We start from the raw sequence: 19,594 nt of genomic DNA, 5'->3' as shown, positions 1-19,594 counted from the left end.
ATGGAATAATCGTATGGCTATCGTGTCAGAGATATTGCAGCAAAAACTGGCTAATGTAAAAGAAGTTGCCTGTGTTATAGCAGATATTAATGGTATTCCTCGTGGTAAGATGATGAGTAAAGATGGCTTTTTATCTGGCCGTCGTTTACAAATGGCACGAGGTATATTATTGCAATGTATTATGGGCGGCTATCCACCTACTCATTTTTATGGGGCAGATGATGGTGATGTGGCTGTTTATCCAGATGAGCAACATATTTATTTGTTACCATGGTCAGACATTCCTAAAGCCTTGGTTCTCAGTGATGCCTATGAGTTAAATGGTGAGCCCTCAAATCTATGTTCTCGAGTATTGCTAAAGCGTATTTTACAGCGCTATAGTGACTTGCAGTTTGAACCTGTAGTTGCTACAGAAATAGAATTCTTTTTATTTGATAAAAACTCAGATCCTAAAGAGTCTTTTATGCCACCTATTGGCTTGGATGGAAGACGTGAAACAGGTGCGGCTGGTTTTACTGTTTCAGCCAATAATAACTTACAACCCTTTTTTCAAGAACTTTATCAATCTATGGAGTCGTTTGGTATTCCTAGGGATACTTTTGAACATGAAATGGGAACCAGTCAATTTGAGTTAAACTTAGTGCATGATAATGCATTACTGATTGCTGACCAGACATTGTTGTTTAAGTTTATGGTAAAAGAGTTGGCGCTAAAATATGGCATGATAGCCGTGTTTATGGCTAAACCTGTTGAAGGGGTAGCTGGTAGCTCTATGCATATTCATCAAAGTATTGTTAATAAAGAAACAGGTAATAATATTTTTAATGATGAAAGTGGTGAAGCAACACCTGAGTTTTTTAATTATATTGGTGGTTTACAAACAGTATTAGGTGATTTAACACCCTTTTATGCACCTAACATTAACTCTTTCCAACGCCTTAATAACCCTTATTATTCTCCCAATAATGTTTGTTGGTCTTATGATAATCGTGCCGCGGGTTTACGTATTCCAGTTAGTAGTCCAGAAGCTAGACGAATAGAGAATCGTTTAGCTGGGGTTGATGTGAACCCTTACCTTGCTATTGCTGCTACGTTAGCAGCAGGTTTATATGGGCTAGAGAATAAGTGTCAACCTACTGAACCTAGTAGTGGTGAGATTATTGTACCTGATGAGTTAACCGTTCCTAATTCATTGTTTGGCGCACTGCAACGTTTAGAGAAAAGCAAACTAGCTCACGGTTTGTTTAATCAAGAGTTTATAGACGGTTTTATTGCTACTAAACGCCAAGAGCTCCAAAGTTTCTTTGAGGAGATTAGTCCTTGGGAAAGGTTATATTTAGGTGGTCAGCTTTAAGCTGATAAAATATTAGCCTTATTTATTAATAGGGCTATTTTTTATACAAGCTCTTCTGCTCTCAATTCACTTTTTAGGTAAGCATAGTAAATAGGGGCTGCAATTACACCTGCAAGGCCAAAAGCAGCTTCGCAAACTAGCATTGCTATTAATAACTCCCATGCCCTAGCACGAATTTGTCCCCCAACAATACGAGCATTTAAGAAATACTCCAATTTATGTATTAGTACAAGGTAGAGTAGTACACAGCTAGCCACCCAAAAAGAAACAGACATGGCGACAATAAAGATGATCGTATTGGAAATAAGGTTGCCAATAACAGGTAATAATCCCACAATAAAGGTGAGTAGAATAAGGGTTTTTACCAGAGGTAAATGCTCACCAAAAATATGCGGTACAGTCAGTAAAAATATCGCTGTAAAGAAAGTATTAAGCATAGATATTTTAATTTGGGCAAATACAATATCATGAAATGCTTTAGCAAAACGGCTCACTCGGGTAAATAAGGCTTCTGCTAGTGGTCTTAAAGTATTGGGTGTTGGTGTAGGTTGTAAAGCGATAATAGCACCTAACACCATGCCAATAAGCACTGTTACAAACAGATGTGCAGCGCCTTTACCAAAAGTTCTTAGTTCTGCTAGATGCCCCATAATAAATTGGCTGATATGGTTTTTAATATCTTCAGCAGTAGCAGGCAAATATCTATCAATACTTTCAGGTAGTTGATTACGTGCTTTTTCAATAATCATTAGTAGCTTTTTTAGTAGTTGTTCTGGGTGATTAGCTTCATGCATTAAAAAGGAAAAGGCACTGGTAAAGGCAATAGTAAGGGCTGTAATAACAACAATAGTTAAAATGCCTACCGCAAGAAAGCGCGCCACTCTGCCTGCTATACGCTGTTGCAGTATTTTTGTAATAGAATCTATGATTTCATAAATTAGCAATCCTGCAATTAAACAGGGAAGCAGTTTTAAAGGTAATAAAAGAATAAGGCTAACAGCTACAATAAGAACACTAGCTAAATTAATAGGCCATGAGCGGGCATTATTCATGAAAAGTTATTTACCTTTAAGTTAGTTTGAGAATCTGCAATATATTGCCATTATTTAAAGGGTAAAATCAAAATAAGTAATCATTATATGGTTAGTTATTTTGTTTCTTAAGATTTTTACCTTGTTTTTAAGTAATATTGTTAAAATGAAAAACTACATTTATAAAAATCATAGTTTATTGAGAGTATCCCTATGAAACTAGAAACATTGGCCATTCATGCAGGTTATAGTCCTGAACCTACTACTCACTCGGTAGCAGTGCCTATTTACCAAACCAGTTCATATGCTTTTGATGATACCCAACACGGTGCTGATTTATTTAATTTAGCAGTACCCGGTAATATTTATACGCGTATTACTAACCCCACTAATGCTGTTTTAGAACAACGTATTGCTGCTTTAGAAGGGGGGATTGGAGGGTTGGCATTGGCTTCTGGAATGGCAGCTATTACTTATGCTATTCAAACAATTACCGAGGCAGGTGATAATATTGTATCTGTGGCTAAGCTTTATGGTGGTACTTATAATTTATTAGCACATACATTGCCACGTTTTGGCATAGAAACACGCTTTGCTCAACACGATGATTTAGTAAGTTTAGAAAAACTAATCGATGACCGTACTAAGCTGATTTATTGTGAGAGTATTGGTAACCCTGCAGGTAATATTGTTGATATTGAAGCATTGGCTACAATAGCACATCGTCATGGTATTCCATTAGTGGTTGATAATACAGTAGCAAGTCCTGCGCTTTGCCGTCCATTTGAGTTTGGTGCCGATATTGTTGTTCATTCATTAACTAAATATATAGCAGGGCATGGTACTTCATTAGGTGGAATGGTGGTTGATTCTGGTAAGTTCCCTTGGGTCAAGTATGCAGATCGTTTCCCTATGTTGGTTAACCCTGATCCTTCTTATCATGGTGTAAGTTATACTGAGACCTTTGGTGAAGCAGCCTATATTGCTCGTTGCCGTGTTATCCCATTACGTAATATGGGGGCTGTCTTATCTCCGTTTAATGCTTTCCAAATTTTACAAGGTGCTGAAACACTTGCACTACGAATGGAGCGTCATTGTGAGAATGCAGTGAAGGTGGCTCAGTATCTAGAGCATCATCCTCAAGTGAGTTGGGTTAAATATGCAGGTTTGGCTAGTCATCCAGAGCATAAGTTAGCCCAGAAATATATGAAAGGAACACCCGCTTCTATTTTGTCTTTTGGTATTAAAGGTGGTATTGAAGCAGGTGCTAAATTTATTGATGCCTTAAAACTAGTGGTGCGTTTGGTGAATATTGGTGATGCTAAGTCATTAGCCTGTCATCCTGCTTCTACTACACATCGTCAGTTAAATGCTGAGGAATTAGAGAAAGCAGGTGTTAGTCAAGATATGATCCGCTTATCAATAGGTATTGAACATATTGATGATATTTTAGCAGATCTTGAGCAAGCATTAGCAGCAACTAAGTGATTTTTGTAAGAAAGGTAAATAAATTATATTTACCTTTCTTCATTTTAAATAGGTTGTTAGCCTTTAGTTGTAGAGATATTATAAGTTGTTGCTCAAATAATTTAGTAACAATTACCTCAATTTAAAATTTCCCAACATAAATTCTTTCCGTATAATACAAGTTTTTTGTTATAGATTTAACTTAATCTTATTGGATATTCATTTAATTCAAAGGGTTGTTTTTAGGGTTTGGGTAGATGAAGAAATTAATAATATTGTTAATTTGTATTTATGGGATAACGGGATGTGTGAATCGACAGAGTGATAAACAATCACTTGTTGTTTACCCTCAGCCTGCTTCGCCTTTCGACTTGTCTCTTAATAGAGAACTACATTATCAACAAAAAGATACTATTGATACTTCCTTATTTGGGCTTAAACAAGCATTTATAGCTCAAGAAGGGGACTTCAATCGTGCCCAAAAACCAAGTAGTTCGCCAGCTATTAATGGCATTATTTCCCGTGGTTTTTCTTTATTAGGTACTCCTTACCGTTATGGCGGTCAATCAGTCAAAACAGGTTTTGATTGTAGTGGCTTTGTTGGTTACTTATACCAAAAAGAGGCTGGCGTTGATTTACCACGTTCTACACGGCAGTTAATTAAAGTGGATGCTCCCAAAGTAGCAAAAACCAAGTTAAAACCAGGTGATGTTCTGTTCTTTGCTACAGGCCGTGGTCGCCAAGTGAGCCACACAGGTATTTATATTGGAAATCATTACTTTATTCACTCAGCTAATGAGCGTAAAGGTGTTCGTATTGACAGTCTAAATAATCGTTATTGGAATATTAGCTTTGTAGAGGCTAAACGAATTCTAAATTAATATTGATTTTTACTGTGAAAATGATGAAACACATGTTTATAATAACAACAATTTTTTTATGATTTAGAATTGAGTAGTATTAGTTTGTGTTACGAGTGTAATTAAAGTATGAGTTATCTAGGTGGAGGTTGTATGTTGAGGAAGCTTCTTATTCTAGGGATTGTACTCGGAATTTCCGCTTGTTCTACTAATGAACAGACTACACGTACGGCGCCTGTGATTACTGCTAAATTTCCTGCAAGTGCCGATGAGGTTTCTATTAGTGCAATGAGCCTAATTGGAACACCTTATATTTGGGGAGGGAATACGCCAGAATCAGGTTTTGATTGTAGTGGCCTAATTGTCTATGTTTACAATAGCTCAGGCATTAAATTACCACGCACTACTAAAGCAATGAGCAGTATGGCTACACCTACTGTAAAACGTAATTCATTAAAAACAGGTGACTTAGTGTTTTTTGCTACCAATGGTGGTTATAGTGTAAGTCACGCAGGAATTTATGTGGGTGATGGTCGTTTTGTGCACGCTCCTAGTTCTGGTGGGGTGGTACGCCTTAATAATTTAAATGAAAGTTATTGGAATAAAACCTTTGTATTGGGTAAGCGAGTTATTCAAAAGTAATATATTGAATAACTATCTAGTAATACTGAGCATCAAATTAATATAGGAATGGGCAAGGGGTAAGAGGAGTATAATGATGTTACGTATCGGCTATGCCCTATTGTTGATGCTCTTTTTGGTAGGTTGTTCTACTATTCGTGATTATGATAGAGAGTTAACTATTGTCAGCCAACAAATTAATGTGGGGGATGTTGATGCTGCATTAACTGTTTTAGAGAGCAATAATAAGAAAGATAAGAAGGATTTACTCTATTACTTTGAAAAGGGTGAGTTACTCAGACTGAAAGGTGATTTGCAAGCTAGCCAAGTAGCATGGATGTCTGCCAATCAACAAGTACAAGCATGGGAAGATGCTGTAAAAGCTGATCCAGCAAGATATGTTAATAATTTTATGGCCTTTTTGTTAAATGACAAAATTAGACGTTATGAAGGCTATGATTATGAAAAAGTCATGTTAACTACTCAAATGGCTCTTAACTATTTAGCGATGGGGGATTGGGCATCTGCACGTGTAGCTATTAGACAAACCCATGAGCGAGAAGCAGTTATTGCCAATCTGCATGATCTGCTTTATGAAAAACAAGAGCAATTAGCTCAAGATAAAGGAATTGATACCCAGTTCCAAGATTTAAATGGTTATCCTGTTGCCACTTTAAATACACCAAGTGTGGTAAATTTAAAAAATAGTTATCAAAGTGCATTTAGCCATTATTTAGCAGGTTATATTTACGAAGCATTAGGGGAAAGAGACTTAGCAGCGCCTGGTTATCGTAATGCAATCGAGCTAAGACCTGATGCGGCTGTTTTAAAAGATGCTTTAAAGAATCTTACTAGTAATATCAGTAGGCCTGCTAATCAAAGTGATGTGTTAATTATCATGCAGTCTGGTTTGGCACCTAAACGTGAGTCTTTTAGTTTGTCTATTCCTATTCCAACTAATGATGGTATTATTCAAATATCTGTTTCATTACCTGTGATTACTGATGTTGGTTATAGCTCAAAATTTAATGCAATTGCAGTGAATGGTCGTAATTATCCATTAACAGAAGTAACAAGTGTGGATGTAATGTCTCGTCGTGCGTTACGCGATGATTTGCCAATGATTCTGGTAAGAACTGTTACTCGGGCGGCAACTCGGGCGGTTGCACAGCAACAGTTAAATAAGGAGGTTAGTCCTTGGGCAGGCTTAGCTCTTGGGTTGGCGGGTGCTTTATTAGAGCAAGCAGATTTAAGGACATGGCGTACTTTGCCAGAAAGCATGCAGATAGCGCGCTTAAATCTACCAAAAGGAAAGCAAACCATAAACTTACCGAATGGTACACAGCTTGATGTAATGATTAGTAATAGTTATCAGATAGTTCAGTTGATACAAATAGGAAATAAAATTTATGTACCTTAATCATCTTGAGCTATAATTGATGGAAAGTTGTAATTTAATTTGAGGGAAGATAAATATGCGTCTACATTTAAAATTAATCTGTGCATTAGTGATGGGTATACTTGTATTAGCGGGATGTTCAAGTAAACACCCAAATGTGGTTGAGATGGGCAAAGTAAAGCATATTGAGGTACTCGAAGCGCAAAAGTCTAGACAGAATGGATTTTTAGTGATTAAGGTGGCTGTAGAAAATACGTCTCGTTATAATCAAAATATTAATTACCGTTTCCAGTGGTTAGATGATCAAGGTTTCCCTGTAGGCAAAGAGGAAACATGGAAAAGTAAGTTGATTTACGGTAAACAAAGTACTTATATAAATAGTATTGCTCCTGTTACTCAGGCAGTGGACTTCCGTATTGAAATTCAAGAGCCTTAATGATTACAAGTTTATTTAAGAGGATGTTAGTATGTTAAAAATGCGTGGTATTACTTTATTAGCAGCAGCTGCTATGATCGTTGTGGGGTGTGCTGATAACTCTCCTATGGTTAGAAGTGAAAAAGATGTTAGCTATGGTGACCCAAATGCAGTAGAAGTGGCAACCATAGATTTTGGCTCTACTGATTTGCAAATGATTGCTGAAGATATGTCACGTTCTTTAGCGCAATCAGGTGTATTGCGTGGTCGTCCAGTTATTCAAGTATATGATGTACAAAATAAAACTTCTGAGTATATTGATACACGTAGTGTGACTGACTCTATTAAAAATCAGCTGATGAAAGCAGGTGTAGCACGTTTTGCTAGTGATAATACTAGAATGCAAAGCCAAGTAGATCAACTTAAACTACAAAATGATAGTGGCTTATATAAAGAGTCTACAGTGGCTAAAACAGGTAATATGATTGCTGCAAAATACCGCTTAGAAGGTACTTTAACTTCTATTAATAAGAAAACTAAAAATATAAAAGATGTTTATTATAAATTTACTTTAGAGCTGTTTGATGTAGAAAGTGGCTTATCTGAGTGGATGGATGAAAAAGAAATCCGCAAAACACAAAATCGATGAGTAGATGATTATGCGTATATTAACAGGATTATTAGTAGCTACATTATCTCTTGGTGCTTTTGCTCAAGAAGTTAAACCGAAAGTAGCTGTCACAGATTTAGCATATGAAGAGCAAGTCAAGGATTATATTAAAATTGTTGACTCTTCTCATAATGCTAATACTAATTCAACAAACAATAACAGAGCAGGTAATTACTCTAATAATACAACTTCTGATTATCATAAGGTTGAGGGTACTTACAGCTATGTTAATCAAACGGAGTTACGTAAGTTTGTAGGCGATATTAAGGGTGATCTTAGAAAAACGGGTTTAGTTGATTTAATCCAAGGTCGTCCTTATTCTGGTGATCCTGATTTTGATAATATTAACGACATAATTGCACGTATTGATCAGGGTGATTTTGATGGTGCAGATTATGTATTGTTTGGTCGTGTTTCAGATATTCAGTTTTCTGATAATGTGATGAATATTCAACACACTAATACTTATTCTAAATCATTAAATTTAACAGTAGTTGCTGAGTTTAATTTAATTAATACACAAACCCATGAAATTAAAGCCGCATTCACTGCTATGGGTGAAGCTAAAGAGTTAAAACTAGTTAATAGTTTAGATAAGAAGGTAACTTTAGATCGTGCTAAATTAGTTAGTAAAGTATCTAAGGCTTTAGGTAAAGATGTATCGAATCAAGTGGTTGAACAATTAACAGGTCAGTTACCTGATGATGCGTATAATCCACCTGTTCGTCACAATATGCCGGCAGATGAGCCACCAACAGTGATCAGACGTAAGTAATCATAGATAGTTTATAAAAAGGGGTATTTATTACCCCTTTTTTATTTTAGTATTTTATTTCTTCTTCAGGATTGACTTCATAAGGGATGCTAAGAAGCTTTAAGTGATTGGTTTGGTTATCTTGTAACCATAGTTCATTAGTTGTTGCATCATCTTGCGTCACAGCTAATAGTTCTATTTTATGATCTTCAGTTTGGGCAGCTAACACTACTCGGCCAACACTGCTTGTATGAACTGTTGAGAATAAGTCAGCGCCAATATTAGGTAGATCTTGATGATCTAATGAAAACCGATAGAGATGACGTTTTAATTTACCAAGGTATTGCATACGAGCAACAATCTCTTGCCCTAAGTAACAACCTTTCTTAAAACTAACTCCACCTATTGATTGTAGATTGATCATTTGTGGAACAAATTCTTCAGTGTTTTCTAAAAATACTTGTCCAATTCCTGCTCTAATTTGTCCTAATAACCAATCATTAAGTGGCTTTTCCATTAGATGTTGAATTAATAATTGTTTGATAGTGGCTACATGTGAATTAGTTATCCATAATTCATAACGTTGCTCACTAATGTTAATTAAAAAATATTGTTGACTATGGTGTTGTTTAACTTGATTAGCTTGTTGTGGTGTTTCTAATTCTAAAAAAGATAATTCTTCAGGAGTAGCCTGTAGGCCAAAGCGAACCCATTGTTCATCTGCTTTTTCTAATGTAACTTTTGAAAATATAGCATATTTCTTAAAATCAGCTAATTGTTTTTCAAATAAATTTTTGTCTAAGCAGAGTAGATAGTTGTCAGTTGCTTGCTCTAGAAGTCTAAAACTAGAAACCATACGGCCTTTAGGTGTACAGCTAGCACCTAAACTGGATTGTTCTGTGGTAAGGTAGTTTAGATTACAAGTAATTTGCCCTTGTAGAAATTTTTTACTGTCTACTCCTTGAATAGCAAGAATACTTTCATGAGTTAATAAGCAGAAAAATGGAGTTGTCATAAAAACTTATCCGTTTAGAAAATTCAGGAGATATGAAAGACTGAGGTTAATTTATTGTCTGAATTATAGCATTATTTTTACAGTAAACAGCTTGTTGTTAGTCTTAAGAAAGCAGAAGCATTTCTTGTGAAGAACTTGTTTTGGCAAAATATATGATATAATAGAGAGTCATAAAAGGGTTTTATTATATGTCTGATAATGAATTGGAATTAAAAAAGTTATACTGGCAATGCCGTCGGGGGATGTTAGAACTTGATGTACTGCTAATGCCATTTGTGCAAGAAGTATATCCAAGTCTAGATCAACAAGATCAAGAACGCTTTAAAAAACTATTAAGTTGTGAAGATCAGGATTTGTTTGGTTGGTTTATGCAACGTGACGAACCAGAAGATGTTGATTTAAAAAGAATGGTTCAAATGATTTTGGCCCGTGTACAACCTGCTTGATAGTAACTTATTTGAATGCCATTGGCATGTTTCAAAACGGTTATATTATTTATTTCTAATACTTTATGGGGTTGCATTATTAATCGTTTTCCAATTACCAATGGTATTTGGTTGGCAAATATTAATAGCAGTAATATTATCCATTTATGTTATAAGGGTATTGAGAAAACATATTTTATTTATATTGCCTACATCCTTTACTGCATTACGTAGAACTTCAAATAATTGGCTTGTTTATAACCAACAAATAGGTTGGCAGGTAATTAAGCTGCTTTCTTCTGAAAGTGTTGTATTATCGGGAGTCATAATTTTGCAGTTTAGTATTGAAGGGGATAGAAAACGTTTATCATTGTGTTTACCTTTTGATGTGATGTTAGAAAGTGATTATCGTAAATTGAAGGTATATTTACGTTATTTAACTGAATGAGAATTATAGAGTTGAGATTATTATTCACAGTTGTAACAAAATTTTATAATTAAACAGAACTTTTTTTTTATTGTGCCGTCAAATTAATAGAGAAATGATTTTGACGATGCAGAATAAGTCTCAGACGTATGGGGTGTCTGCATGTTAACCCAAGAACAGGATCAACAGTTAGTTGAACGGGTACAGCAAGGTGATAAAAGAGCATTTGATCTGTTGGTATTGAAGTATCAACATAAAATTTATGGTCTTATTTTACGTTTTGTACACGATATGCAGGAAGCTCAAGATGTCGCTCAGGAAGCTTTTATTAAAGCTTATAGAGCAATTAGTAGTTTTCGTGGTGAAAGTGCTTTTTATACGTGGCTGTATCGTATAGCTATTAATACTGCAAAGAATTATTTAGTTGCTAAAGGTCGTAGACCACCTGATGTAGATGTTGATGCAAGTGATGCTGAATTGTTTTTTGGTGATAGTGGATTAAAGGATATTGATACACCTGAGCATAGTCTCTTGCGAGATGAAATTGAGCAGGTAGTTCATAAGACAGTCCGATTATTACCTGAAGATTTACGTGTTGCCCTAACTTTACGTGAATCTGATGGTCTAAGTTATGAGGAGATTGCAGACGTTATGCATTGTCCTGTAGGAACAGTAAGATCAAGAATCTTTAGGGCTAGGGAAGCAGTAGATAAAGCGTTGCAACCATTGTTGGAAAACTGATTATCTACTAAGTGTTAGGTTAATTTTATTGAAGGTGCCATTATGAGTAATGAAAAATTGAAGGATTCATTATCAGCATTGATGGATAATGCAGCAGATGATTTAGAAGTTCGTCGTGTATTAGCTAATGCAGATGAGGAAGTAATGGCAACTTGGTCACGTTATCAAATTGCCCGCTCTGTCATGCAAGAACAAGTAATTTTCCCAAAACTTGATATTGCCTCAGCTGTGTCAGAAGCTATTGCCAGTGAAGATATTGATTCTAAGCAACAAGTTTCTCCAACAGTACAATATAAATCACAGTTTTGGAGTCATTTAGGTAAATTTGCAGTAGCTGCATCGATTATGACAATAACTCTATCAGTGGTCTTTTTCTTTAATAATGATGAAGATATAACGGCTTCTGTAAGTTCTTATGCACAAAATGAAGAAGTTATTGTTGAAGGATTAAATGTTGCTTCTAATGAGCAATGGGTTGAAAACAGGTTGTCTGATTTTATTGATAGACACGAAAAACAAGGTGTTCTTGTAATCGATGAGTATGATGAAACTCCGCAATCAGCAGATGTACAATCCAATTAGTATTTTTAAAAAAGCCTAATTAATGATATTAGGCTTTTTTATAGTATTTTATTTTAGTTAATGTAGTTGCAATAACTCTTGTATTATTCCTAAAAGAGTAAACAGTAGAAGGATAGTAATTAATGAAATTGTTGAATAAGTTAGTGAGGTGTTTTTCAACAGTAATATTACTAAAGTTTTGCACAATAGTTTACTTATTAATATTTTCTTTGGCAGCATTAGCAACACAAACAGATACTGTAAGTTCTAGAGTATATCTGGAGCATGTTATTGATGCTGAAACTAGCCAAAGTTTTAAAGGTGTATTTAGTTATAATCGTCCTGGTTATAACGTTGAGAGCTTTGTACATCAACAAGTTAGTGAGGACGGTCAAGTAACTCAATGGGTTAAAAAAGTTAACACTAATGAGGGTTTTTTAAGGCTTAATGGTCAAGTTAAATGTGTGACTAAAGGCTATAAGAGTCGATTTCGTGCCAACACAATTTTACAGTCTATAGCGAAATCAGATATAGATGGATTGTTGGAAGATTATAATATAACGGTATCACCTGATGATTTAACAATAGGTGGTAGAGCTGCCCATGAATTAATTTTTACAGCAAAAGATGGTGATCGTTATGTTTATAAATTAGCATTTGATAAACTAACTTCATTTCCTTTGCAATTTGTCTTTTTAGATGCCAATAATAATATTTTAGAAAGTGGTCAGTTCTCTCAATTCACTCCTGTTGCCGCTGGTGAAGTTTCAGTTACACCATTAAATGATTGTATTAATGTTGCCTATAAAGAAATAAAAAGTAATAAGTCACCTTGGGTGATAGATTGGAAACCAAACGGTTTTGGCTTAGAGCGTGTTATTAATAAAGCAAATAGTAAAGATGATCATTTAGTGTATAGTGATGGTTTGGTCACTTTTTCTGTTTTCATTGAGCCTGTGACTGATCCTCGTATGGCAGAAATAGAAAGACATTTTGGTGCAACAATAGTTGTTTCTCGTAAAGTTACAGTTAAGGATGATAAGAATTCACAATATTTAATTACAGTAGTGGGAGAGATTCCATTATCTACAGCAGAACGTATAGCTTTGTCTGCTCATCTACAATAAATTAAATCTAAAATATTATTAATAAAGCCTACTATATGGTGGGCTTATTTATTCATATCTTGTAAAAAATAGTCCACAGATTAGTTATTCAAAAAAAATATCTTTATATTAAAATTGCAAACCATGTATGCAACTTACATGTTTTTGGGAGTAACTATGCAAAAGCTAATAAAGCACTTATATAAGCTATTATTTATATTATGTATTGGACAAGTTAGTTTATTACAAGCGGCTGACTTGCCAGATTTCTCTAACTTAGTAGAGCGGGTCTCTCCAGCTGTTGTTAATATCAGTACCTCTAAAAAGGTGGCTAATAATTATAATATGTTAGCGCCAGATTTAGAGGATATTCCTCCTATGTTTCGTGAATTTTTCCGTGAGCAAACACCCAGTTATCCTCAATATCAACAAACACGTTCGTTAGGTTCTGGGTTTATTATTTCCAGTGATGGTTATATTTTAACCAATAATCATGTGGTTAATGGAGCTGACGAAATTGTTGTGAGATTATCAGATCGTCGTGAATTAAAAGCTACTCTAATAGGTGCTGATCCTCGTACAGATGTTGCTTTGTTAAAGGTGGAAGCAAAGAGTTTACCTGTTGTAAAAATGGGTAAATCTGAAACATTAAAAGTGGGTGAGTGGGTAATGGCAATTGGTTCTCCTTTTGGCTTTGATCACTCGGTAACAGTAGGTGTAGTAAGTGCTAAAGGAAGAAGCCTTGGTGCTGAGAGTAATTATGTGCCTTTTATTCAAACGGATGTAGCGATTAATCCTGGCAATTCTGGTGGGCCGCTATTTAATCTAAATGGGGAGGTAGTAGGCGTTAATTCGCAAATTGTCACTCGCTCAGGTGGTTTTATGGGCTTATCGTTTGCTATTCCTGTTGATGTGGCAGTGAATGTAGCTGATCAATTAAAAACTTCTGGTAAAGTACAACGTGCTTGGTTGGGTGTAATGATCCAAGAGGTGAGTAAGGATTTAGCGGAGTCATTTGGTCTTGCTAAGCCCGCAGGTGCATTAGTGGTTGATATCTTACCTGATGGACCTGCTGCTAAAAGTGGGTTACAAGTAGGTGATGTGGTGTTATCAGTTAATGATCAAACCATTAATCGTTCTGCTGATTTACCACATATTGTAGGTATGTTAAAGGCGGGTGAAAAAGCTACCTTACAGGTTATGAGAGATGGCAGTAATAAAAATATTACTATTGTTACAGAGACATTACCAGATGACAAAAATGTGGTATCTAATGGTCGAGTAGAATCTAATAATGGTAAGGCCAACTTGATGGGATTAGTGGTCGATGATTTAACCACTGAACAAAAGAAACGTTTAGGTGTAGAGCAAGGTATTATCATTAGAACAGTGCAGCGTGGTGGCCTAGCACAACAAATGGGATTACGTAGTAATGATGTTATTACCCATTTAAATAATCAACCTGTGAAATCAGCCAATGAGTTTAAAGAACTGATTGATAAATTACCAAAAGATAAAACATCTGCGATGCGAATCTTAAGAAATGGTTTTTCAACCTATATTACATTTAAAATAGCAGAATAAGGCAGTTAAATAAAAATAGCAGGTAGTGTGTAATCGAGATATAGGTTACACTTACCGGCTATTTTTTATGGGTTGTTAAAATGGTTACAAGGATATTTTGTAAAACCATAAACAGCTTATTGATGATAAAAGTAAGTTATAATACCGACGCTAATTTATTTCTTGAGTAAAACCTGTGAGTGATTTAACACATATTCGTAATTTTTCAATTATTGCCCATATTGACCATGGTAAATCAACCTTGGCTGACCGTTTTATCCAAGTTTGTGGCGGTTTAGCTGATCGAGAAATGGAAGAGCAAGTTCTCGATTCTATGGATTTAGAGCGTGAACGTGGTATTACCATTAAAGCTCACAGTGTAACTCTTTACTATAAAGCAAGGAATGGGGAAACTTATCAATTAAACTTTATTGATACACCAGGCCATGTGGATTTTACCTATGAGGTAAGCCGCTCATTAGCTGCTTGTGAAGGCGCTTTGTTAGTGGTGGATGCAGCTCAAGGTGTAGAAGCTCAATCAGTCGCTAATTGTTATACTGCTATTGAACAGGGATTAGAAGTAATGCCTGTGCTGAATAAAATTGATTTGCCACAAGCAGAGCCAGAGCGCGTTAAAGAAGAAATAGAACATATTATTGGTATTGATGCTACTGATGCAGTGGTATGTAGTGCTAAAAGTGGTTTAGGCGTAGAAGATGTGTTAGAACGTCTAATAGAAGTAATTCCACCACCACAAGGTGAAATTGATGATTCATTGCAAGCACTTATTATTGACTCTTGGTTTGATAATTATTTAGGGGTGGTTTCGCTTGTTCGTGTAAGAAATGGTTCTATTAAGAAAGGCGATAAGATTCTTGTTAAATCAACAGGTAAAACTCATTTAGTAGACAGTGTTGGAGTTTTTACGCCTAAACATACTACCACAGAATCACTAAAAGCAGGTGAAGTAGGCTTTGTGATTGCAAGTATTAAGGATATTCATGGCGCTCCTGTAGGGGATACACTGACCCTTGCCAATACTCCAGAAGTTTCTGTATTACCTGGATTTAAACGTGTAAAACCACAAGTATATGCTGGTTTATTTCCTGTAAGTTCTGATGATTTTGAAGATTTCCGTGAGGCACTGCAAAAATTAACGTTAAATGATGCTGCTTTACAGTATGAGCCTGAAAGTTCAGATGCATTAGGTTTTGGTTTCCGTATTGGCTTTTTGGGTATGCTCCATATGGAGATTATTCAAGAGCGTCTAGAGCGTGAATATAATCTAGATCTAATCACCACTGCACCTACTGTAGTATTTGAGGTGTTGTTGAAGAGTGGTGAAGTTATTTATGTGGATAATCCATCCAAATTACCTGATCCAACAATGATAGATGAAATGCGTGAACCAATTGTTCAGGCAAATATCTTAGTACCACAAGAACATTTGGGTAATGTGATCACACTTTGTATTGAAAAGCGCGGTGTACAAAGAGATATGCAGTTTATGGGTAGTCAGGTACAAGTGAGCTATGATCTCCCAATGAATGAGGTGGTATTAGATTTTTTTGATAGATTGAAATCTGTCAGTCGTGGTTATGCTTCATTAGATTATAGTTTTGATCGTTTCCAAGCAGCTAACTTAGTGAAACTAGATGTATTAATTAATGGTGAAAAAGTAGATGCTTTAGCGTTAATTGTGCATCGAGATAGAGCAGCTAGTAAAGGTCGCTCTCTTACTGAAAAAATGAAAGAGTTAATTCCTCGGCAAATGTTTGATGTTGCTATTCAAGCTGCATTAGGTGGTCAGATTGTCGCTAGAACAACCGTAAAAGCATTAAGAAAGAATGTATTGGCAAAATGTTATGGTGGTGATGCAACACGTAAGAAGAAACTACTTGAGAAGCAAAAAGCGGGTAAAAAACGTATGAAGCAAGTAGGTAATGTTGAAATTCCACAAGAAGCATTTTTAGCTGTACTAAAAGTAGATAGCTAAGGGTTAAATAATGAATTTATTTATTATATTTGGTGTGCTTTCTGTTGTTGCCATTATTATTATGGCATTGGATAAGTTTATATTGGGTACAGTACAAGCAGGACAAGAGGATGGTAGTAAACCTCCTGCTTATGTTGCATTAGCTTACTCATGGGGACCACTAGCCATTATGGTGTTTGTGGTGTTAGTGCTTGTTAGGTATTTTAACTTTACCCTGATTTTAACATTGGCTACTTTTATTTCTTTGCTAGTAGTGGTTATAAATCGCTTATTTTTTGTGGCAAAGCGTAAGGCAGCTGTTAAAGCTTATAAAGAAAGCGTTACAGTACCAGATGAGCAATTAGTTAAAGAATTAAGCCAAGGCCCGGCAGTTTTTGAGTTTATTCGTTCGTTATTTCCTGTATTGTTAATAGTATTTATACTTCGTTCTTTTTTGGTAGAACCCTTTCAAATCCCTTCTGGATCAATGAAGCCTACTTTAGAGGTGGGTGATTTTATTCTGGTAAATAAATTTACTTACGGTATACGCTTTCCAGTGATTAATAAGGTGATTATTCCGATTAATAAGCCACAACGTGGGGATGTAGCTGTTTTCCATTATCCACCTAATCCAGAAATTGATTATATAAAACGGGTTATAGGTGTGCCAGGTGATCACATTAAATACACTGAAGATAAACGCCTCTATGTGAATGATAAGTTGGTTGGTGAAAATTCGGCTGGGAAAGTTACTCTAGTTGAAGAAGTGCAAGTTTATAATCAATTACTACAAACAGTGGAAAGTCGTAAAGAATCTGTTGATTATCAACTATATGAAGAACAATTAGGTGATGTAAAACATAACATCTATAAAATGGCTAATAGGGCTAATGTTTCACCTAAGCCTAATCAGGAGTGGGTTGTACCTGAAGGCTATTATTTTATGATGGGTGATAATCGTGATAATTCAAAAGATAGTCGTTTCTGGATTGAGGATTTTGTAGATCAAAATACGCCTCGTGAAGAGATTAATAGAATTGTTAATGATGATAAGATGTATATGGTTCCAGCTGAAAATATTGTGGGAAAAGCATTTTTAGTGTGGATGCATTGGCCTGATAAGAAATTGGAAAATATTCCTTCATTTTCAAATGATAGATTAATTAAGTAATTTTTAGAGGATTTATTATGGCTGACGCTAAGTTTTCTGCTGCTGGTGCAATTAAAAATATTATCATCGTTTTATTTGTTGCATTGATTGTCGTTTTGGCATCACCTACTTTTAAGGTAACAATGGATATTATTGACAATAGGGTAGTCAATGATTTATTGGAAAAAGTAGTAAAAGAAGGTGAGCAAGATAGTCTTTATGGTGTTGATCAAATCTATGATTATTTGCAAAAAGGTTTAGATCAAAACAATGTTAAGTTACAAGCAAGAGAGATTATTAAAGCAGAAAATTTGGGTAGTCAAGTTACACTAACTGTAGATTATAGAAAAGATAACAAGATATTTGGCGATACTTATCTTTCTAATGTATTTAATAAAACTTACCAAGCTAGATTAAAGTAATACATGGTAAATGATAGAGCATTAAAAACTTTAGCAAATAAGCTAGGGCATTCGTTCACAGATTTAGAGTTAATGACTTTGGCATTAACTCATCGTAGTTTTTCTGGTAAAAATAATGAGCGTTTAGAGTTTTTAGGTGATGCTATTCTTAATTTTGTAGTAGGGGAAGCACTGTTTGAGCGTTTCCCACAAGCAAAAGAAGGACAGTTATCCCGATTACGTTCTAAATTAGTGAAGGGTGAAACTTTAGCAGTATTAGCACGTCATTTTCAGATTGGCGACTATTTACGATTAGGCTCTGGTGAACTAAAAAGTGGTGGTTTTCGTAGAGATTCTATTTTAGCGGATGCAATGGAAGCATTAATTGGTGCTATTTATCTTGACGCAGGTATGAATAAGGCTCGTGAACGTATATTGGTTTGGTTAACAGAAGAATTTAACACTTTAACCCTTGTGGATACTAATAAAGACCCTAAAACCCGTTTACAAGAGTTTTTACAGTCCCGTAATGCAGAGTTACCGAAATATGAGGTAGCTAATATAGAAGGAGAACCCCATGAGCGTGTTTTTTATGTTGAATGCTATCTTGGTGTGTTAGATAAGAAAACCCGTGGTAAGGGTAGTAGCCGACGTATTGCTGAGCAACAAGCGGCAGCAAGAGCATTGGATTTATTAGAGAGTAAAAAAGTATGACAGAGGTCGTTGAACGTTGTGGTTATGTAGCTATTGTAGGTCGGCCTAATGTGGGTAAGTCTACGTTGCTTAATCACATCTTGGGACAGAAACTAGCGATTACCTCTCGTAAGCCACAAACTACTCGTCATACTATGTTGGGGATTAAAACCGAGGGTTCAGTACAAGCTATTTATGTGGATACTCCAGGATTACATAAGGAAAATGAAAAAGCTCTTAATCGTTATATGAATAAAACGGCTGCTAATGCTCTACGTGATGTAGATGTCGTGGTGTTTGTAGTGGATAGAAATCGTTGGACTGAAGAAGATCAATTAGTTTTAGATAAAATTCAATACCTTAAAATGCCTGTGATTGTAGCAGTTAATAAAATTGATCGGTTAGATGATAAAAAAGAGCTATTACCTCATTTAGAATGGTTAAGTAATCAGTTACCTAATGCTCAAATCGTGCCTATTTCTTCATTACATTCACAGAATTTAACGGCTTTAGAAGAGTTGATAAGTAGCTACTTACCTGAAGGTGAACATTTTTATCCAGAAGACCAGTTAACAGATCGTTCTAGTAGATTTTTAGCAGCTGAAATTGTAAGAGAAAAAATTACTCGACAATTAGGTGCTGAGCTTCCTTACCAAGTTAATGTTGAAGTAGAAGAGTTTAAACAAGAAGGAGCTATTCTACATATTCATGCATTAATTTTAGTAGAGCGTGATGGTCAGAAAAAAATCCTGATTGGTGATAAAGGCGAGCGAATTAAGCGAATTGGTCAGGAAGCTAGACAAGATATGGAAGTATTGTTTGATTCAAAAGTAATGCTCAATTTATGGGTAAAAGTGAAACGTGGCTGGTCAGATGACGAACGTGCTATGCGTTCTTTAGGCTATTTGGACTAAGTTTGTTGAGAGCCTTGTCACATTTCCAAACACTTATGGCAGCCTAACTTAG

At 35.5% G+C, this 19,594-nt stretch carries 21 protein-coding genes; 19 read left to right on the top strand and 2 right to left on the bottom strand.

The window, feature by feature from the left end; translation table 11 throughout:
* Window positions 1-13: 13 nt before the first annotated feature.
* The gene (locus tag ACQVD9_RS13245; protein ID WP_264746420.1) at window positions 14-1,354 is read left to right on the top strand and encodes a glutamine synthetase family protein; all 1,341 of its coding nucleotides are present in this window, start codon (window positions 14-16) and stop codon (window positions 1,352-1,354) included.
* Window positions 1,355-1,395: 41 nt separating this feature from the next.
* Here the strand turns inward: ACQVD9_RS13245 and ACQVD9_RS13240 are convergent, their stop codons facing one another.
* Window positions 1,396-2,406, bottom strand: a complete 1,011-nt coding sequence (locus tag ACQVD9_RS13240; RefSeq protein ID WP_264746419.1) for an AI-2E family transporter — start codon at window positions 2,404-2,406, stop codon at window positions 1,396-1,398.
* 192 nt (window positions 2,407-2,598) lie between these two features.
* Here ACQVD9_RS13240 and ACQVD9_RS13235 point away from each other — a divergent pair, with 192 nt between their 5' ends.
* From ACQVD9_RS13235 to ACQVD9_RS13205, 7 genes are all read left to right on the top strand, one after another.
* On the top strand, window positions 2,599-3,873 hold the full coding sequence (locus ACQVD9_RS13235) for a bifunctional O-acetylhomoserine aminocarboxypropyltransferase/cysteine synthase (RefSeq protein WP_264746418.1): 1,275 nt from the start codon (window positions 2,599-2,601) through the stop codon (window positions 3,871-3,873).
* A 287-nt stretch (window positions 3,874-4,160) separates the two neighbouring features.
* Window positions 4,161-4,733 carry a C40 family peptidase gene (locus ACQVD9_RS13230; protein WP_264746417.1) on the top strand — a complete coding sequence of 191 codons (573 nt, stop codon included), beginning with the start codon at window positions 4,161-4,163 and terminating at the stop codon, window positions 4,731-4,733.
* Window positions 4,734-4,865: 132 nt separating this feature from the next.
* Window positions 4,866-5,354 carry a C40 family peptidase gene (locus tag ACQVD9_RS13225; RefSeq protein ID WP_264746416.1) on the top strand — a complete coding sequence of 163 codons (489 nt, stop codon included), beginning with the start codon at window positions 4,866-4,868 and terminating at the stop codon, window positions 5,352-5,354.
* 73 nt (window positions 5,355-5,427) lie between these two features.
* Window positions 5,428-6,753 (top strand): COG3014 family protein, encoded by a 1,326-nt coding sequence (locus ACQVD9_RS13220; RefSeq protein ID WP_264746415.1) that lies wholly within the window; start codon window positions 5,428-5,430, stop codon window positions 6,751-6,753.
* Window positions 6,754-6,808: 55 nt separating this feature from the next.
* Window positions 6,809-7,168 (top strand): YcfL family putative periplasmic lipoprotein, encoded by a 360-nt coding sequence (locus ACQVD9_RS13215; protein ID WP_264746414.1) that lies wholly within the window; start codon window positions 6,809-6,811, stop codon window positions 7,166-7,168.
* A 40-nt stretch (window positions 7,169-7,208) separates the two neighbouring features.
* Window positions 7,209-7,796 carry a penicillin-binding protein activator LpoB gene (lpoB, locus tag ACQVD9_RS13210; RefSeq protein WP_264747906.1) on the top strand — a complete coding sequence of 196 codons (588 nt, stop codon included), beginning with the start codon at window positions 7,209-7,211 and terminating at the stop codon, window positions 7,794-7,796.
* A gap of 10 nt (window positions 7,797-7,806) precedes the next feature.
* Window positions 7,807-8,592, top strand: coding sequence for a penicillin-binding protein activator LpoB (locus tag ACQVD9_RS13205; RefSeq protein WP_264746413.1), 786 nt, complete (start codon window positions 7,807-7,809; stop codon window positions 8,590-8,592).
* 46 nt (window positions 8,593-8,638) lie between these two features.
* Here the strand turns inward: ACQVD9_RS13205 and ygfZ are convergent, their stop codons facing one another.
* Window positions 8,639-9,586 carry a CAF17-like 4Fe-4S cluster assembly/insertion protein YgfZ gene (gene ygfZ / locus ACQVD9_RS13200; protein WP_264746412.1) on the bottom strand — a complete coding sequence of 316 codons (948 nt, stop codon included), beginning with the start codon at window positions 9,584-9,586 and terminating at the stop codon, window positions 8,639-8,641.
* Window positions 9,587-9,774: 188 nt separating this feature from the next.
* Between ygfZ and ACQVD9_RS13195 the strand changes: the two genes are divergently transcribed.
* The 11 genes from ACQVD9_RS13195 to era all read left to right on the top strand — a co-directional run bounded on the left by ACQVD9_RS13195 (window position 9,775) and on the right by era (window position 19,542).
* Window positions 9,775-10,032 carry an FAD assembly factor SdhE gene (locus ACQVD9_RS13195; protein ID WP_264746411.1) on the top strand — a complete coding sequence of 86 codons (258 nt, stop codon included), beginning with the start codon at window positions 9,775-9,777 and terminating at the stop codon, window positions 10,030-10,032.
* A complete protein-coding gene (locus tag ACQVD9_RS13190) occupies window positions 10,016-10,459 on the top strand; it encodes a protein YgfX (protein ID WP_264746410.1) in 444 nt (147 codons plus the stop codon). Before ACQVD9_RS13195 ends, ACQVD9_RS13190 begins: the two co-directional genes overlap by 17 nt.
* A gap of 141 nt (window positions 10,460-10,600) precedes the next feature.
* On the top strand, window positions 10,601-11,179 hold the full coding sequence (rpoE, locus tag ACQVD9_RS13185) for an RNA polymerase sigma factor RpoE (RefSeq protein WP_264746409.1): 579 nt from the start codon (window positions 10,601-10,603) through the stop codon (window positions 11,177-11,179).
* A 42-nt stretch (window positions 11,180-11,221) separates the two neighbouring features.
* A complete protein-coding gene (locus ACQVD9_RS13180; protein ID WP_264746408.1) occupies window positions 11,222-11,761 on the top strand; it encodes a sigma-E factor negative regulatory protein in 540 nt (179 codons plus the stop codon).
* Between the two features lie 209 nt (window positions 11,762-11,970).
* A complete protein-coding gene (locus ACQVD9_RS13175) occupies window positions 11,971-12,867 on the top strand; it encodes a MucB/RseB C-terminal domain-containing protein (RefSeq protein WP_264746407.1) in 897 nt (298 codons plus the stop codon).
* 156 nt (window positions 12,868-13,023) lie between these two features.
* A complete protein-coding gene (locus ACQVD9_RS13170; RefSeq protein WP_264746406.1) occupies window positions 13,024-14,430 on the top strand; it encodes a DegQ family serine endoprotease in 1,407 nt (468 codons plus the stop codon).
* Between the two features lie 175 nt (window positions 14,431-14,605).
* Window positions 14,606-16,405, top strand: a complete 1,800-nt coding sequence (gene lepA, locus ACQVD9_RS13165) for a translation elongation factor 4 (protein WP_264746405.1) — start codon at window positions 14,606-14,608, stop codon at window positions 16,403-16,405.
* A 169-nt stretch (window positions 16,406-16,574) separates the two neighbouring features.
* The gene (gene lepB, locus ACQVD9_RS13160; RefSeq protein WP_264747905.1) at window positions 16,575-17,555 is read left to right on the top strand and encodes a signal peptidase I; all 981 of its coding nucleotides are present in this window, start codon (window positions 16,575-16,577) and stop codon (window positions 17,553-17,555) included.
* Between the two features lie 17 nt (window positions 17,556-17,572).
* Window positions 17,573-17,956 (top strand): DUF4845 domain-containing protein, encoded by a 384-nt coding sequence (locus tag ACQVD9_RS13155; protein ID WP_264746404.1) that lies wholly within the window; start codon window positions 17,573-17,575, stop codon window positions 17,954-17,956.
* 3 nt (window positions 17,957-17,959) lie between these two features.
* Window positions 17,960-18,649, top strand: coding sequence for a ribonuclease III (gene rnc / locus ACQVD9_RS13150; RefSeq protein ID WP_264746403.1), 690 nt, complete (start codon window positions 17,960-17,962; stop codon window positions 18,647-18,649).
* The gene (era, locus tag ACQVD9_RS13145) at window positions 18,646-19,542 is read left to right on the top strand and encodes a GTPase Era (protein ID WP_264746402.1); all 897 of its coding nucleotides are present in this window, start codon (window positions 18,646-18,648) and stop codon (window positions 19,540-19,542) included. Before rnc ends, era begins: the two co-directional genes overlap by 4 nt.
* Window positions 19,543-19,594: the final 52 nt, after the last annotated feature.

It is taken from the genome of Entomomonas sp. E7T21 (genome assembly GCF_058693955.1).
Note: the sequence above shows the minus strand (reverse complement) of the source record. Positions and strands in the feature narration are given on the sequence as shown.